The following is a 14,975-nucleotide window of genomic DNA, read 5'->3' as shown; positions in this document are numbered from 1 at the left end:
AAATTGAATTCAAAAAACCACAGCGGCTCACGCAACCACACTCATGCGCTGGCCGCCACCGCGCGGGCACCGGAATGATTGTCACGCCCCACATCCAATCCCCGGTAAAGGCTTTCGATTTCCGTCGTATCCTGCGGCACAGCGACAGGCACCGCCCTCACCAGAGGGGCAAGCACGCCATCGGACTCCACCGGCAAAACCGGGATGGCATCCATCCTGGCCGCTGCGGTATGCTCCAAAGCCGCCCGCGCCGCCTCTCCCGGCAGCGGCGGCTGGTCCAGCAGCGCGATAGCGTCCACCCGCCTCACCATGCCGGACAGCGCCGAACCGATATCCTGGCGCAAAGTATGGCGGTAGCTGACCGTGCCATTCACCTTGGCTGTCGGCATCAACAACACATGGTCGGCATGAATGTCGCCGTCCAGATTGCCCGCCACCACCACCACCCGCGCATGCAGGTCGCCGCAAACATCTCCACCCTGACTGACTATGACGATTGGATCGCAATCATCGATGGAGCCATTCGGAATCAGGTTGCCCATCACCCGGCCGGAAATCTTGACCCCGCGGCCGATGAAGATATCGCCGTGGATCTCCATGTCGATCTCGATCAGCGAACGAATCTGTTCGCGCGTGATCGTGGGAGAACTGACCCTGGAAGGCGCCAGGCCGGCGTCTTCGGATTTCTTGCCCGCCTCCTCATCCAGCGCTTCGGACTGGCGGATGGAATGAAGCTTGTTGAGCGTATCGCTGCCCAACAGCATTTTCGCGAAGAATTTACGCATGATTTGATCCTCTGAATGTCAGGCGGCGAACAACCTTTTCCCGCCGCGCGCTCTTGGCCTAGAAACTGACCTTGTAGCGGCCCCGGTCCGTTTCCACCACCTGCGACTGCTGGTCTATGCTCTGGATCACTTCCCCATTGCGGAAATGATCCCCCACGCGCAGTTCCGCGGTGCCGCCGTTTGCCTTCTTCACCCACACCGAGGTGGACGACATCCCCAACACTTTGCTGCCGCCGCTTCCGCCATCGGCACGCGCTTTCTGCGCATGGCCGGATCCACTCCCCTTCGCCTGCGCGAACTGGCGGTTGCGCGCCCGCAGCGTTTTCACTTCCTTTTCCAGCCGCGCCACTTTGGCCTCCAGGGTTTCTTCGGGCGCTGCCGCCTTCGGCTGCGAGGCATCGGCGTCGCCGGACACCGCCGGCTGTTCGCGGCTCAACGCGGTTTTCTTGGCCGAAGGCGCCAGCAATGCCGGCTCCGGCGATTCCGCCGCCGCGTCCGCCTGCGGCGCGATCAATGGCGACGGCGCCGCGCTGCCGCCAGAGGTCAGCAGGGTTGGCTGCGACTGGGCGGGCGCGGCAGGCTGAGAAGCTGCGCCAGCGCCAAACGATGCCACTGAAACCGGATGGGCGGGCTGCGCCGGAGTTGTCATGGCCGCAGGCTTGATGGGCTCGATCGATCGCATGGCGGGCGATTGCGCGGACTCTTCTATCGGTTGCGGACTGAGCGCTTTTTGCCACAACGGCTTGGTCAGCATCACAAGCACCACGCCGCCGATCAAAACCAGCAACGCAATGCGCTTGGTGTCGCGCTTGGGCGGCGCGGGCTGCGGCGAGTCCATGGGCTCGTCGTCAAACTTGAGATCCTGATGCGCCGAGGCCGCCGCAACCCGGCTGGCATTGCGCGCAACCGGCGGCTCATCCTCGAAACTCAGCCTATCCTCGTCCAGAGCCAGGCTTTCCGCATCGCCAAAATCATGTGCTCCACTCATTCCGCCACCTCACCATTGGGAATTGGTTAATCCGATTTCTCAAAACTATGTTATATTGAAGTACCTATTAAATCAAACTTTATAGCGAGAAGAGATGCCGCTTTTCGACGCTCCGGCGATTCCGGCCACCAATCCGATGACCATTCCCTACCGCGCGCAAGCGCCGCGCAACTACGCCGAGGCCCGCGACATTCTGGTGAAAGCCAGCCTGCGCGCGGTGGACATGGCCAAGATCAACCTGCGGAAAAAGCTTGAGGACCAGCCCCAGCGCGCCAGGCGCGCCAACTTCATCACCAGCCAGGGACGGATACAGGCTGGCCTGGGCTTCGCCAAACTGGCCTTGCTGGCCGACGGCACGGCAAAGGCCCCGGTAACCCTGTACTGGAAGGTCGGCGAAAAAGCGGTGTTCCAGGCGCGAGGCATTCCCACCCCGGACGTTTGCGACGGCGTGCGCCGCATCTGGATGTCAGCCATCTGGTACGACATCTGGGAAAAGGGCATCGCCAAGGGACAAGCCAGTCTCGACAACCTGCCGGCCATCATGTTCCAGTCCGGCTCGGCATTGTTCAATGACCGCCGCCTGGGCATGGAACAATCCAGCCAGCAAATGCGGGAGACGCTGGGCAGCGGCGGCGAGCTGATGTTCGCCAACCGCAGCCAGAAACCGTTTTACCAGTTTGCCTTGGACAATACGCTGCTCAAGACCTGCCTGAACGGCAACATGACCTACACCGACACCGGCGCCGCGCTGCCCCTGTACAGCGCGCCCTACCCCGGCCTGTTCCGCCCTTGAGGACAATTGATGCGAATCGACAAACGCAGCGCGCTCGCGCTGGGAGGCGCGGCGCTCATCCTGCTGCTCGTCTTCAGCTGGCTGGGGTTGCAAGGCACGGCCGCAGCCCAGGCCGCCGGCAGCCTGCTCGTCATCGGCCTGCTGCTGGGCAGTTTTCTGAACGTGCTGGCGTTCCGCCTGCCCAGGATGATGGAACAAGCCTGGCGGCAGGAATGCGCCGACGCCATGGACCTGCCCGCTCGCGACGAACCCGCGCTCAGCCTGTCCCACCCTCACTCCCACTGCCCCGAATGCCAAAACACGCTCAGGGCCTGGCAGCTTGTTCCCATCTTCAGCTATCTGCTGCTGCGCGGACGCTGCGCTTTTTGCGGCAGCGCGATCAGTCTCCGTTACCCGCTGGTGGAGTTAACCGTCGGACTGATCTTCGCAGCCGTCGGCTGGCGCACGGGGTTTCATGCCACCACCCTGGCGCACCTGATCCTGCTCTACTTGTTGCTGGCGCTGGCGCTGATAGACCTGGACAGCCAGCTGCTGCCCGACTGCCTGACGCAGCCGCTACTGTGGCTGGGTTTGCTAGCCAATCTGTTCCAGTTGCTGACTCCGCTTGCCGATGCGGTAATCGGCGCGATGGCCGGATATCTGGCAATGTGGCTGATCGCAGCGGTCTTTCAGTTATGCACAGGCAAGAAAGGCTTGGGTCGCGGGGATTTCAAACTGGTGGCGGCAATGGGGGCCTGGCTTGGGTGGACGGCACTGCCGCTGATCATCACGCTGGGCTCTATCAGCAGCGCCGTGATCGGCATCGCCCTGATCCGCTCCGGACGGATAGGCCGGGAGCAGGTACAGCCTTTCGGCCCCTATCTGATCGCAGGCGGCGTGGCAGGCTTGCTATGGGGAAAAGAAATTACAAACTGGTATCTGGCGCTGGCGTAAACCCATCGGCCGCAGCGCCCTCATAAATAACAAATAATTATAAATACAATTTGCAAATGACATTTAAATTTAAATACCGGTTTAAGTATATCTACGCATGCCAATGCGTTTAAAATATCAGTAACATCTGTTAGGTGTAAACAGTAAATTCACAACAAAAACAAATGACCTGGCATATCGAAGACGATGTAGGCGTAGTACTCAAAGGCACGGAAGCAAGCTGCATTGGCAAGATGCAGCAACTGCGCCGGCAATCGATGGAGGGCTTGCCGGTGCATACTCGCGGCGCGGTGCGCGTGGTGAATGGCAATGGCATCATCGTGGCCACGCTGCTGCCTCACTTCCCACAGCGCTCCGCCATGCCGGACATGGGGAAGCAATCCACGCTCAGCTCCGACAAGATCGAGCACCTGGGACCAACGTCCCGCTAAGAAGCCACAAGCAGCGGAATGCCTCAGAAATCAAAGTCCGGGGCGTCCAGCAGGCTCCGGAACTCGGAACCAGGCAAAGCCGGCGAAAACAGGAAACCCTGCCAGTAGTCCGCGCCCATATCCTTGACCGCTTCCAACTGGGCCATGGTTTCCACGCCCTCGCACACGCTTTCCATTCCCAGATCGCGCACCATCCGGATCAGGTTGCGCATGATGATGTGATCGCGCTCGATCTCCAGCATCTGGCGGGTGAAGCTGCAGTCAATCTTGATGGTGGTGGCCGGAATGTGGCGCAGATGCTCCAGCACCGAAAAACCCGTGCCGAAGTCGTCAATTGCCACTCGCACTCCAAGCCTTCTCAATTGCCGGGTAACCGCCACCATCGCCGGCAAGTCATGAAACAGGTAGGACTCGGTGATTTCCAGCTCGATGCAGGCTGGCTCCAGTCCGGCCTCAAGAATCAGCTTTTCCACCTTGCCCGGCAACTCGGGAACAATCTGCCTCCCGGATAAATTGATCGCCAGACGGAAATCAGCCGGCAAACCCGTCCCCACCCGCCACGCGGCCATTGTCCGGACGACGCTGGCCATGCTCCAATCGCCCAGCTCGACAATAAATCCGCTCTGCTCCGCCAGCGGAATGAAGCTGGCCGGACTGACCGCCCCTCCGCCGCCCACACCATCCCAGCGCATCAATGCCTCGGCCCCCGCAATCCGGGAGGTCCGGCAACTGAGCTGCGGCTGGTAATGCATGCTGAACTCGCGGTTGCGCAAGGCAACAACCAGGTTCTCCTGCGTGAGGACGCTGTGCGCTTGATCATGCATGCTCATGAATCTCCGGCAATATCATCGGCAATCCGCCTTACAGTCTCGAAACAGTTCCAACAAGTACAGCCATGCAATCCAAGATGACGCCGGCCACGCATCCTGTGGCACATGAGGCCGGAAAATCGACAGCGACGGCTCCGCGGCAAGCGCCGCAAGCCGCCGTGGCCAAAGCCGGTTCTACTTGCCAGACTTCACACCCTTGCCCAACCCGCCCTTCCAGACGCTGCCTCCCACACCGGCAGCGCCGCCGGACATGTCGGTCAGCTTGGGCGCATTGACCACTCCCAGCTGGCTCTTGCCCTCCTGCAAGCTGTCCGATTGCGGATTGATGTTCAGCCAGTTGGCGATTCGGTGCGGCAGCGAGATCATCAAGCCCATGGTCAGGAAGGTCACGCCGATCACCACTGCCGCCATCAACAAGGGCTTGATCAGGAAATCCATTCCACTGCCGATTGCCGTCGATCCGGTAATCGACATCATCATTTCAAAAGCGAAGGGCACCGCCACATTGAACAGCGTCATCGAAGCGCAAAATCCCAACACCACCAACAAGGGAAACAAGGTGATGTAGGCCAGCAGGCCCCAACCGGTTTCCGCCCGGCTGTGCACCAGCGAGTCGCCGTCCGGCAGCATGTGAAAGATCATCCACAGCGGCGACGCCAGCGCCGCCACCACCAGCCAGATCACCCACTCCAGCGTCATCAGCACAAAGTAGATGGTCGGCACCGAAGGCAACAGCATGGTCAGCACCATGCCCGCCATGATCGAGGTCTTGGCCATCATGGTGGCGACATCCGCCATTCCGCCGCCGGCTATCGATTTGACCGCATTGGAAACCATCCCGCTCTGGGCGCTTTCGTTGGCGGTGCTCTTGTCGCACTGGCTGCCGTCGCCGCTGCCGCGCTTCTCGCAGACCAGCATGTTCAGCGTGGTGGTGCCGAACATGTTCAACATCCCGCCCAGCCGCTGAACCGCATCAAACGCGCCCACGTCGTAGGCGCTGTTGCCCACGCCGAAAAGCAGGCTGCGCAGTATCCGGTTTTCAACACTCACCTGCAGTTCGCCCAATACGGACACGGTGCCGGCGTTGGCCGCCTGCATCAAGCCGCCGATGCCGGACAAAACCCCCTGCACCGAAAAATTGAACGCCTTGAACGCGCGCTTGAAAGCCATCCGCGTCTGATCGTTCAACGCCATGCCGGCGCGGGTTTCATCGCCGATGTCCTTGAAGTCGAAACTCGGCTCGCCGGAATAATAGATGTAGTTGTCGATTTCGCCGCTGACCGACGAATATTTCTGATAGAAATTGCCCAGCCCCGGCCAGCCCAACTTCTGCACCGCCTTGGTGTTTTCCTTGATCACATCGGTCATGTCCATGTCGATGGCGCTGTTCATCTGCGTCAGATACGTCCCCGCCAGAAGCGCCAGCGTGCGCTCGTCCAGCACTCCGCCCAACCTGCTCAAGGTGGCGGACAACGTGGCTTTCAGGGTGTTATTGGCAGCCTCAATCTTCTTGCATGGGCCAACAAGGGTGCCGGAATTGCAATCCGCCTGGCCCGCGGAGTAACCATCCGTCGTGCTGCTCGAACTCGGAGTGGCATTCGAATTCACCGACTTGGGGTTTTGCGCGCCGCCGCAAAGGTCGGACAGGGAGATCCCCGTCCCCGTACTCGCAGCAGCCCCGGTGGCGACTCCCCATAGTTGCATGGCCACGCCGACAGCCCCCCCCGTCACGCCGGAACCGGTGTCAGGACTGGCTTTGGCCGGGCTGCCGTTTGCCCCCAGATTGCTGGCGGTATTCATGCAGACCGCCGCCGCGGTAATGGTGGCGAACGCGGTCGCCGCCGCTTCGGTATTATTCAAAAGCGACGCCGGCTTGGTATGGACATAGCCGCTGCTGGGCAGAAAGATTTTCTCCGCCAGCACATTGGCCGCCTCGTTGCCGATATAGTTGCCGAGCAAGGCCAGCCCCACCACCATCACCTGGATGGCGGACAAGCCGCCCGGCACCACCGGCGCGGAAAACATCAGGCCACCCACACCGCGCAGCGGCACGATCACCGCCGACCAACGCTTGCCCAGCACCACCCCCTCCTGGGAGGAGTAGATCAAGCCCATGCCCAGGATGTAGAACGTGATCAAGGGGGTGAACCACAGCGCGACATCGGCCGCCAGCGCCATGCCGGTGGTCATCGGGACCGAATTCACGCCGGTGGTGTGGATGCCGTAATAGGACAAGGCATCGCTGCCCAGCACCCGTTCCAGAAATACGAAGCCGATGCCCTTGGCTCCTTCAGTCAATACACTCATACCCCCTCCTAGCGACCGTTAATCGCACCTATCGGTGCCCCCTGGCTCAAACCCGCCAGTTGTTGCTTGCGTTCGATATTGCCCAGCATTCCGGATGACGCGGCGAACAGCCGCTCGAACCGCAGCTGGGACTGGAATGTCTGCATCTGCACCTCGGTCGACAGCTGCTTCAACATCACCCGGCAACCGTTGGCCTGCCCCGTGCTGAGCCCGTTAATCACCGCCGGCGTGAACATCTGGATGGTGCTGGCCAGCTGGGTGATACGGTCCTGCGCCATCCAGCCTTCCATATAACTGCCATAACTCTGGCTCATTACCGAGGCCAACTGCGCCCGCACCGCCACCTCCTCCTGATAAGCGGACGTACCCGGCTTGGCCGTGAACGGCGTATTCGGCTCAAGACCCAGCGTGAGCCAGGCATTGCGGCGGGTGTTTTCCCGCTCCGCAGCGCCCACAGGCTGCAGCCTGCCGTCCGGCCCCAGCCGCGGACCCACCACGTAAGGCTGCATTACCGCCGCACGCCTCTCCGCCGGGTAACTACCCACCCAGCCGTAAAAAGCCGTCGGCTGGTCGCCGCCGTAAGACCACTCCGCCAAGCCGCCGCGCTCCTGCCGGGCATACTGTTCGATGACCTGCTGATTGGCGCGCACACCCCCAGAAGTGCCAAACTCGGACGAACCATCGCTATTGGGATAAGCCGGCAGATTTTGCTTGCCCCAGGTCAGGTCCTCCTGTTGGCGCTGCATGGCGTTGTCGAAACCCAGCTTCTTGAGATACAGCTCGGCCTCTTTCTTGATCTGGTCGATGCGGTGCTTGATGTTGTCCAGTTTCTGCTTCTGGGTTTGGTACCAGCTGATGTAGGGGCCGATATAGGGGTAGTTCTTGACGATTTCGGAAGTGATCCTGGTGATGATGTTTTCCTGGATGATCTTCTTGATCCACTTCTTGAAGTAGTCAATGGCCTGCTGCTTCGCATAGTCCACCACGCTGTTGACCATGGACTGCACAAACGAGTCCCGGTCCAGATTGCCCAGGTATTGCACGATGGGGTTCTTCGACCCCCAGACCACGGCGTCCGCCGCCCGACCGGCCACCACGGGAAACATCTTGCTCATTTCTTGCGAGATCGCCTGGTTGGGCATGTTGGTCAACACCTGCGGCGGATACTTGCCCAGAATTTGCTGCACTAACCCGGCATTTGCCTGAGCCACCAGCTCATTCGCTAGCGCATCCGGCATGCCGTAATAATCCAGGCTGACGGCATCCTCCAGTTGCGGCCGCATCCAGGAAAAATCGCCCACCGCCTCGCGATAGGCTTGGTTTGCCTCGGTGTCCGGCAAACTACTGGCATCCTGCCGCAACTTGGCTAGCTGCCGCTGCACATACGCCTCGCGCAGCATCGGGTAATTGGCCATCACCTGGCTTTGCGCCAGCGCCTGCAGCCGCTGCGCCAGTTCAGCTTGCGTCTGGCCGGCCGACGGCCCGTAAGACGATGCCGAAGCCTCTGCCCTGGCCATTGCGATGAAACCGGGCAAGCCCGGCGCCATCTGCATGCCCAGCAGGCAGGCCAGCGCCGTTCCCGACACCCCCTGCACCCACTTGCATCCGGCCACGGACACCACGCCCTCCTTACTTGGCATAGCTCTGGACCGCCTGGCTCTGGCTCAGCCTGCGCAGTCGGTCGCTCATGGCCAATCGGGCATTGTTGGCGGCCATCACAGCCAGCAGGCGCTCCTGCCGCAGCGACGATTGATACTGGCTGAGCAAGAGGCCGGACTGCACGGCCAGCAATTGCACCTGGGCCTTCATCGCAGTGCCCGGGTTCATGTTTTCAATGGTTTGCTGCGACATGGACAGCAACACATCGGACACGGTCTTCACCTCCTCCGCCGACAAATCGTACTGGCGGTAGCTGTCGTAGGCCACCAACTGGGCGGAGTTGTAGCCAATGCGGCGCGCTTCATACTCCTGCGCCGCCGGATTGCTCTTGATCTGCCCGGCGGCAACCGGCGGCACCGGCTCCAGACCGATGGTGAGTTTGGCGTTGTAGTCGGCCAGCTTGCGATCCTCCGCCGAGGGGACATCTCCAGGCGCAAACGACAAGGGCTGCTGCACCTGCTGCTTCTGCTGCGGCGTGGCACTCTGGAACCATGCCGCCAGCGCGCCGTAATAGCCCTGGATCGCCGTGTTCTGGTCCATATTGCCGGCCATATTGCCGGTAACCGCCTGCAACTGGGCCGTCATGCCGCGCCGCGCCGACATCGCGGCGCCGGGCGAGCCGGTGTTGTTGGCGTCGGCAGGCACCTCGCCGGGAGTCGGCAGCGACTTGCCGCACCAGATGTCGCACTGCTGCTGGCGGTTCTTGTCGGACTCTTGCCCCATCTTGTCGCGCATCGCCTCCCCCTGTTGCCTCATCACGTCCATCTGCTGAATCATCGCGGCGAACTGCTGATACTGCTGCTGCAGGATCTGGGTCACCTGGTTCAGTATCTTGCCCAGGATGTCGTTGGACAAATCCGCCAGCGCCAGCGTCGGAGCCAGCGCCAGGCCGCCCCCCAATAGCAGGACCAAGACTTTCCTCTTTAATGGCAGTGAATTTAATTTTTGTTTGATAGTCATCACATCAAACCTTTTATCAATAGGGTTTAGACGTACGGCCAGGTTCGTCCAGGCGCCAGCCCTGGCTCGTCACCGGCGGCGGCTGTATCGGGCAGGCATCCCATACCGGATCGGGCGCATCGCTGTCCTTGGGCCATTCCACCGTGTTGTTCTCATCACCGGTACTCTTGGCTTCGCTCTGTTCCGGCATCGACACGTCGCCGCCGCACAGCATGCCGGTGGGCCCTCTTGGCGGGAACGGATTCTTGTAAACCAGGTAATGCGCCTCCCAATGCAGATTGGGGCCGGTATTGTTGCCGCCGGTCATGCCGGAATACCCCAGCAGATCGCCGGTATGCACCCGCTGCCCGCTTTTCACCGCGATCGAGTTCAAATGCAGGTAGCGGGTCAGGTAGCCGTTGGGATGCTTCAGATTGATGAAGTTGCCGGCGCTGTTGACGTTGAACGCCACCCGCTCCACCACGCCGTCGGCCGGCGCATAAATCGGCGTATTCGACGGCAGGCCGATATCGTCGCCGTAATGCGGCCGCGTGGTACCTAGCGCGGGATGCTTGCGCGCGGCCGAAGCGGGACTGGTCACCCGCACCGAACCCTGAAACGGTTTGGCGAAACAGAATCCGGCAGCGCCGCCTCCGCCCTGCGGCAAGTTGATGCCATCCGCGCCCGCGCTGCCGGAAGACAGGATCACCGCCGTGCTGCCAGCGGCAATTGCCGTCAGCGCGGCAAAAAAGCAAAGCAGGAATGTCTTCATTTTTCCAAAGCATCCATCTTGCGCCAAACCTCGCGGGCGGCGCCTATCGCCTGGCGGTGCCTGAGATAATAGGCATCGTCGGATGCGTCATGCCGCAGTCGGCTGAACAGCGCCTTGCTCAAATCGTCGGCCAGAATGGCACAGGCCGGGCTGTCCGGCCTCTGCATGGCCGGGTCGTATAAATCCAGACTTGGCGATGTGACAGCCGCCACATAATCAAAGCGGTTGAAGCGAATCGAGGACAAGTAGGCGTTGCGGCGCGCGCGCGCCTGCTCCGCCTGCCGCTCCAGCCTATCCCAAAGCGCTTGCTTCTCCTTGGCCATTACAGACGGTTTCCGACAACGCGGCGCCGCCGGCCAATCGTCGCTGCCCAGCTCCACGCACCACTCGGACGCCGAGCCGGCCAACTGATCGAACTTGGCGCGCACCATCGCCGGCTCCGCATTCCCCAGTGCTGAAAACTGGTAGTTGTAGCGAAAATATTCTCCCGCCATCTTCCGGCACCCCGCCTCGTACATGGCGCCGCTCAACACCATCACCGCCTTGTCCCGACGGCCGCGCATCTCCTGCATGACGCCTGCCGCGCCGTTGCGGTCCAGGAAACCGGAAAACGCCTTGTGCGGCCGGATGCGCGCCACCGTGCCGCTTGCGGTCGACTCAAGCGCCCGCGTCGCAATCGCATCGGCTTGCGGATCGCCAACCGCCTCGGCCCATACCGGCGCCGACGACAGCACCAACGTCAGCAGCACAAGCAAGTCAGCTTTCATACCGTCCCTATAAAAGTTTATTATGGTGAATACTACATCAAACTTTATATGAATGGCAGCAAAAAAATTTTGCCACCTACAACTTAGAATACGAAACCTCCGGCAACACGCCGGCCGAGCCGGCCGGCGCGCCCTGCCATCACTCTCCGGCGATTGGCAGCTTCTTTTGCCGCACACCCTTGCGCCGAGGCGGCGGCGCCGGAATCAGTGATGAATTCAGCGCCGCGATGTCCATGAACTCATGCAACATATCCAGGCTGCGAGTGGTGGCCTCCTGCTTGACCGCGATATTCTTCTCTTCCATCAGCAACGTTTCGCGGATGGCCGCCAGAATCTCGCTTTTGCCGCGCAGACTCTTGTCCTCATCGATATCGTCCAGCTTGCTCAACAGCCGCTGCAGCACCACCAACGATCCATCGCGCTCCTGTTCGGCCTGATGTTCGTACGACTTAAGCAAATCATCCATCTCGCGCGCAATGATCTGAACCTGCGGCTCCGGCTTGACCTGCTTGCGCTCCCAGTGCGACACCGCCACCTTGCGCCGGCCAAACAGCTGGGCAAACGAGTCCTGATTGATCGACAACCTCAGCCTGAGCGTGGGCATGTCGACCTGACCGAACGGAAAACGCTCCGGATGCGCGGCATACCAGCGCACCAGATTGGCGATGGCGCCATCCACCGGCATATCGGCATTTTTCTTGACGATGGTAGACCACCGCCCATGCGTCTGGATGCCCAGCGCCGCCAGCGCCTGCGCCACGGTCGCGCCGAAGTAGTCCTTGAAAGCGTCCAGATCCCGTCCGATGATCGGCCTGTCCTCCGGAAAGGTCAGCACCACCGGAAGCCTGGACTCAGCCGGCTCCTGGCCTTCTTCATGGCGCTCAACCGGAAGAAGCGATTCTTGTTGATTCATCTTTACCCCAATACATTCATGCAATACACACAAGCCCGGAATGGATGCAGTATACCTCACCCCCTCCGGAACCACTTCCCGGCAGCCATAGGGTCTTTTCCACCATCACCGCCCCTTGTATCACCGCGGCCGCCGCACCGTTCCAGGAAAACCTAACCCCAGCCAGGGTATTCCTGCTTGAGAGCCGCCCAAATTTTCAACACATGCAATGCATAAGGCCTGGCGCGCGACGGATTCGGACTATGGTAAGCGCCAATGCCCGCCTCCCAGCTGCCGCGCCGACGAACCTCGGTCGACAACAACCAGGCTGCCACATGCGCATTGACGCAGGGATCATACAGGCGCGCGCGGTCTATCCCATAGCGCGCCAGCTTGGGCAGCCAGAAGTCATTGATCTGCCAATAGCTGATGTCCACGCTGCCATTGCTGTTGCGCCCGGTTACATAAGGATTGCTGAACTGCACTCCGGATTCCTTGACTTTCAACGCCATCAATAGCAGATAGGGCACACCGAAGCGACCCGATGCATCCAGCGCGCAGTTGGCGGTGCGCCGCACGTCGAAATGCTCCGGCGGCGCCTCGGCCCGGACAGCGGGGGCCAAGGCTAGCAGCATCAGCAACTGGAGGATTCGCTTAACCATTTGCTCATTTTTTATGTTTAACATCATAATCATTATATTAAACTTTTTAAAAAACAGGAAATGACCTCAAGCAAACCGACGCTCCAACGCATGCATCTTGCGCTTCCCCACCTCATCGCCATTTTCCATGCATGCCACACCCTCCATAGGCTCCCACAGCATCACGCCCCCGCATCCAGCATGCTTGGCAGACATTTACCGCCAAGAATTCCAACTATAATTGGAGGACGCCAAACATACCCCCCTCGACAATTTCGTCCTAATTCGAAAGGCCGGGATGAACAGCCAGAATATCTACAATATCGCCTTCGGAATGGTTTTACGCGACCTCAGAAAACAAAAAGGCTACTCTCAAGAAACCTTGGGCTTTGAAGCCAATCTCGCGAGAAACTATATATCCCTGATGGAGCTGGGTCAGCGCTCTCCGACACTGGACACACTGATCGCCCTTTGCTCCGCGCTGGACATTCCCTTCCCGGCCCTCGCCATGCTGATCCAAGCGAAGACAACCGAGACACATGGAACCAGACCAAAAACTTAAAGAAACGCTTTCCATCTACCGTGACCGGATTTCCATCCTCAAAAAGGGATATGCGCAAGAGCGCTACCGCATTGACCAAATCAGCCGCTCCTTTCTAGGCGACATCATTACCCGGGAAATCACCAGCGTAGACATCGCCACTTACCGCGACCAACGCCTGGCGCAGGTCAATCCCAAAACGCAAAAACCACTGTCCACGGCCACCGTGCGGCTGGAAATGTCCCTGCTCAGCAACTGCTTTGACATTGCGCGCATCGAATGGGGCCTGTGCGATATCAACCCCGTGTCCAATGTCAGAAAACCGAAAATTCCGCCGGGCCGCGACCGCAGAATGACTCCGCGCGAGGAAAGACTGATCCTGCGTTACGCGCATGCTCACTCCAACCCCGAGTTGTACTCCATCATCGTCATCGCCCTGCAGACTGCGATGCGCCAAGGGGAGATCCTGGGCATGCGCTGGGAGTACATCAACCTCAAAACCCGGGTGGTGCACCTGCCGGAAACCAAAAACGGCAGCAAACGCGACGTGCCGCTCAGCCTGAAAGCGCGCGATGCGCTGATCAGGCTGGGAGTGAAAAGCAAGGGCAAGGTGTTTTCCTACAGCGCGGCAGGCCTGAAATCCACTTGGCGGCTGATGAACCAGTCGCTGGACATCAAAGACCTGCACTTCCACGACGCTCGCCACGAGGCGATTTCGCGGCTGTTTGAACTGAACAGCCTCGACATGATGGAGATTTCCGCCATCTCCGGCCATAAATCGCTGAGCATGCTCAAGCGCTATACCCACCTGAAAGCGCATAAGCTGGTGAGAAAGTTGGAAGGCAACAAAAACAAAGGCAAGCAGGTAGTTCTAGACCACATGGTCCCCTACCCCGCCCTCATTCTGCGGCGCAAGGATGCCGTCACCATCCGCCTGCTGGATTTCGACGATCTGCAGGAAACTGCAGCGGATGAACATCTGGCAGTGCGGCTGGCGCAAGATGCGCTGTTAAGAAGACTAATGACCAATATGCGCGACGCCATCCCCATCCCGCCAGCCGACCAATACCTGGACAGCGTGGATGAGCGGCACATCATCATGATCGACCCCCTAGCTTGCCACAGTACGCTTTAAGACAAATTTACCGAGAAAGTATTAATCAAATGGCATTTAAAAATTCAAAAAAAGATAATTAATTCAATTAAAACAATGGGGTTTTAGGGTCACTGCACTACAATCTGGGACGATCTTGCCAATCCGGTCGCTGGAAAAAACTCACGCAAGACTATTCAATTCCTTGCCTAAATTACTATGATCATTCCAAGGTTTACAATGCATGGTTGCAAACATTCGGAGAGAAATGGGGGCACAGGATGACCTACACTTGTGGTGTGGTAGCCAAGGAACCGTAGAGTATGTCATAGGAATTGGAACTGGTTGGACACCATGATTCTGATCAAACAGGCACTAATCTATGTTCCAGCTCACAAGCTCCTCAGCGAACGTATACTTTGAATCTTCCTAAACGATCATTGGTCTTTATGTCGCTAATTGCTGGACGGGCGAATGGTTCTTCCTGGGTTGGCATCGGACGAAACGGGCATTTATGTGGATTTAACTATAATCCAGCCGGGAGCTTCTCCACAGCCTCAAGCAGCTGCTCCTTCAGCCTGCTTTCTGGAGTGCACCAGTTCAG

General features: G+C 59.6%; 15 protein-coding genes. 5 read left to right on the top strand and 10 right to left on the bottom strand.

From position 1 onward, the window contains the following. Window positions 1–41: 41 nt before the first annotated feature. Both BI347_RS20485 and BI347_RS20480 read right to left on the bottom strand, forming a co-directional pair. Window positions 42–785 carry a bactofilin family protein gene (locus BI347_RS20485; RefSeq protein WP_083339086.1) on the bottom strand — a complete coding sequence of 248 codons (744 nt, stop codon included), beginning with the start codon at window positions 783–785 and terminating at the stop codon, window positions 42–44. A gap of 58 nt (window positions 786–843) precedes the next feature. Continuing rightward, window positions 844–1,773, bottom strand: a complete 930-nt coding sequence (locus tag BI347_RS20480) for a hypothetical protein (protein ID WP_071116933.1) — start codon at window positions 1,771–1,773, stop codon at window positions 844–846. Window positions 1,774–1,867: 94 nt separating this feature from the next. Here BI347_RS20480 and BI347_RS20475 point away from each other — a divergent pair, with 94 nt between their 5' ends. The 3 genes from BI347_RS20475 (at window position 1,868) to BI347_RS20465 (ending at window position 3,930) form a co-directional block, all read left to right on the top strand. Continuing rightward, window positions 1,868–2,566, top strand: coding sequence for a hypothetical protein (locus BI347_RS20475; protein ID WP_071116932.1), 699 nt, complete (start codon window positions 1,868–1,870; stop codon window positions 2,564–2,566). Window positions 2,567–2,575: 9 nt separating this feature from the next. Beyond that, window positions 2,576–3,499, top strand: coding sequence for a prepilin peptidase (locus tag BI347_RS20470; protein ID WP_083339085.1), 924 nt, complete (start codon window positions 2,576–2,578; stop codon window positions 3,497–3,499). Window positions 3,500–3,663: 164 nt separating this feature from the next. Then, window positions 3,664–3,930, top strand: coding sequence for a hypothetical protein (locus tag BI347_RS20465; protein WP_071116931.1), 267 nt, complete (start codon window positions 3,664–3,666; stop codon window positions 3,928–3,930). A 23-nt stretch (window positions 3,931–3,953) separates the two neighbouring features. On the opposite strand, the gene BI347_RS20460 is transcribed toward BI347_RS20465, so the two are convergent. The 8 genes from BI347_RS20460 to BI347_RS20425 all read right to left on the bottom strand — a co-directional run bounded on the left by BI347_RS20460 (window position 3,954) and on the right by BI347_RS20425 (window position 12,758). Then, window positions 3,954–4,760: an EAL domain-containing protein gene (locus BI347_RS20460; protein WP_071116930.1), complete on the bottom strand. Its 807-nt coding sequence runs from the start codon at window positions 4,758–4,760 to the stop codon at window positions 3,954–3,956. Between the two features lie 174 nt (window positions 4,761–4,934). Beyond that, window positions 4,935–7,067, bottom strand: a complete 2,133-nt coding sequence (locus tag BI347_RS20455; protein WP_071116929.1) for a DotA/TraY family protein — start codon at window positions 7,065–7,067, stop codon at window positions 4,935–4,937. Window positions 7,068–7,075: 8 nt separating this feature from the next. Next, window positions 7,076–8,707 carry a hypothetical protein gene (locus tag BI347_RS20450; RefSeq protein WP_158020829.1) on the bottom strand — a complete coding sequence of 544 codons (1,632 nt, stop codon included), beginning with the start codon at window positions 8,705–8,707 and terminating at the stop codon, window positions 7,076–7,078. Then, window positions 8,697–9,638, bottom strand: coding sequence for a hypothetical protein (locus BI347_RS20445; protein ID WP_071114737.1), 942 nt, complete (start codon window positions 9,636–9,638; stop codon window positions 8,697–8,699). Before BI347_RS20445 ends, BI347_RS20450 begins: the two co-directional genes overlap by 11 nt. Window positions 9,639–9,702: 64 nt before the next feature. Next, a complete protein-coding gene (locus BI347_RS20440; protein ID WP_071116927.1) occupies window positions 9,703–10,437 on the bottom strand; it encodes a M23 family metallopeptidase in 735 nt (244 codons plus the stop codon). After that, window positions 10,434–11,204, bottom strand: a complete 771-nt coding sequence (locus BI347_RS20435; RefSeq protein WP_139167275.1) for a hypothetical protein — start codon at window positions 11,202–11,204, stop codon at window positions 10,434–10,436. Before BI347_RS20435 ends, BI347_RS20440 begins: the two co-directional genes overlap by 4 nt. A gap of 139 nt (window positions 11,205–11,343) precedes the next feature. Further along, a complete protein-coding gene (locus BI347_RS20430) occupies window positions 11,344–12,117 on the bottom strand; it encodes a hypothetical protein (RefSeq protein ID WP_071116925.1) in 774 nt (257 codons plus the stop codon). A gap of 152 nt (window positions 12,118–12,269) precedes the next feature. Continuing rightward, the gene (locus BI347_RS20425; protein WP_158020828.1) at window positions 12,270–12,758 is read right to left on the bottom strand and encodes a lytic transglycosylase domain-containing protein; all 489 of its coding nucleotides are present in this window, start codon (window positions 12,756–12,758) and stop codon (window positions 12,270–12,272) included. A gap of 277 nt (window positions 12,759–13,035) precedes the next feature. On the opposite strand from BI347_RS20425, the gene BI347_RS20420 reads away from it, so the two are divergent. Both BI347_RS20420 and BI347_RS20415 read left to right on the top strand, forming a co-directional pair. Continuing rightward, window positions 13,036–13,299 (top strand): helix-turn-helix domain-containing protein, encoded by a 264-nt coding sequence (locus BI347_RS20420; RefSeq protein ID WP_071114740.1) that lies wholly within the window; start codon window positions 13,036–13,038, stop codon window positions 13,297–13,299. Further along, window positions 13,277–14,413: a site-specific integrase gene (locus tag BI347_RS20415; protein WP_071114731.1), complete on the top strand. Its 1,137-nt coding sequence runs from the start codon at window positions 13,277–13,279 to the stop codon at window positions 14,411–14,413. Before BI347_RS20420 ends, BI347_RS20415 begins: the two co-directional genes overlap by 23 nt. Window positions 14,414–14,975 lie beyond the last annotated feature (562 nt).

This window comes from Chromobacterium sphagni (assembly GCF_001855575.1).
GTDB lineage: Bacteria > Pseudomonadota > Gammaproteobacteria > Burkholderiales > Chromobacteriaceae > Chromobacterium > Chromobacterium sphagni.
The sequence above is the reverse complement of the archived record's forward strand: the minus strand, read 5'-3'. Positions and strand labels throughout refer to the sequence as shown.

What these genes read in the sequence shown, in the direction of transcription:
- BI347_RS20420 (WP_071114740.1), top strand. Translation starts at nt 13,036, where the DNA reads ATGAACAGCCAGAATATCTACAATATCGCCTTCGGAATGGTTTTACGC.
- BI347_RS20450 (WP_158020829.1), bottom strand. Translation starts at nt 8,707, where the DNA reads ATGCCAAGTAAGGAGGGCGTGGTGTCCGTGGCCGGATGCAAGTGGGTG.
- BI347_RS20465 (WP_071116931.1), top strand. Translation starts at nt 3,664, where the DNA reads ATGACCTGGCATATCGAAGACGATGTAGGCGTAGTACTCAAAGGCACG.
- BI347_RS20485 (WP_083339086.1), bottom strand. Translation starts at nt 785, where the DNA reads ATGCGTAAATTCTTCGCGAAAATGCTGTTGGGCAGCGATACGCTCAAC.
- BI347_RS20415 (WP_071114731.1), top strand. Translation starts at nt 13,277, where the DNA reads ATGGAACCAGACCAAAAACTTAAAGAAACGCTTTCCATCTACCGTGAC.
- BI347_RS20480 (WP_071116933.1), bottom strand. Translation starts at nt 1,773, where the DNA reads ATGAGTGGAGCACATGATTTTGGCGATGCGGAAAGCCTGGCTCTGGAC.
- BI347_RS20470 (WP_083339085.1), top strand. Translation starts at nt 2,576, where the DNA reads ATGCGAATCGACAAACGCAGCGCGCTCGCGCTGGGAGGCGCGGCGCTC.
- BI347_RS20460 (WP_071116930.1), bottom strand. Translation starts at nt 4,760, where the DNA reads ATGAGCATGCATGATCAAGCGCACAGCGTCCTCACGCAGGAGAACCTG.
- BI347_RS20475 (WP_071116932.1), top strand. Translation starts at nt 1,868, where the DNA reads ATGCCGCTTTTCGACGCTCCGGCGATTCCGGCCACCAATCCGATGACC.
- BI347_RS20425 (WP_158020828.1), bottom strand. Translation starts at nt 12,758, where the DNA reads ATGGTTAAGCGAATCCTCCAGTTGCTGATGCTGCTAGCCTTGGCCCCC.
- BI347_RS20455 (WP_071116929.1), bottom strand. Translation starts at nt 7,067, where the DNA reads ATGAGTGTATTGACTGAAGGAGCCAAGGGCATCGGCTTCGTATTTCTG.
- BI347_RS20430 (WP_071116925.1), bottom strand. Translation starts at nt 12,117, where the DNA reads ATGAATCAACAAGAATCGCTTCTTCCGGTTGAGCGCCATGAAGAAGGC.
- BI347_RS20440 (WP_071116927.1), bottom strand. Translation starts at nt 10,437, where the DNA reads ATGAAGACATTCCTGCTTTGCTTTTTTGCCGCGCTGACGGCAATTGCC.
- BI347_RS20435 (WP_139167275.1), bottom strand. Translation starts at nt 11,204, where the DNA reads ATGAAAGCTGACTTGCTTGTGCTGCTGACGTTGGTGCTGTCGTCGGCG.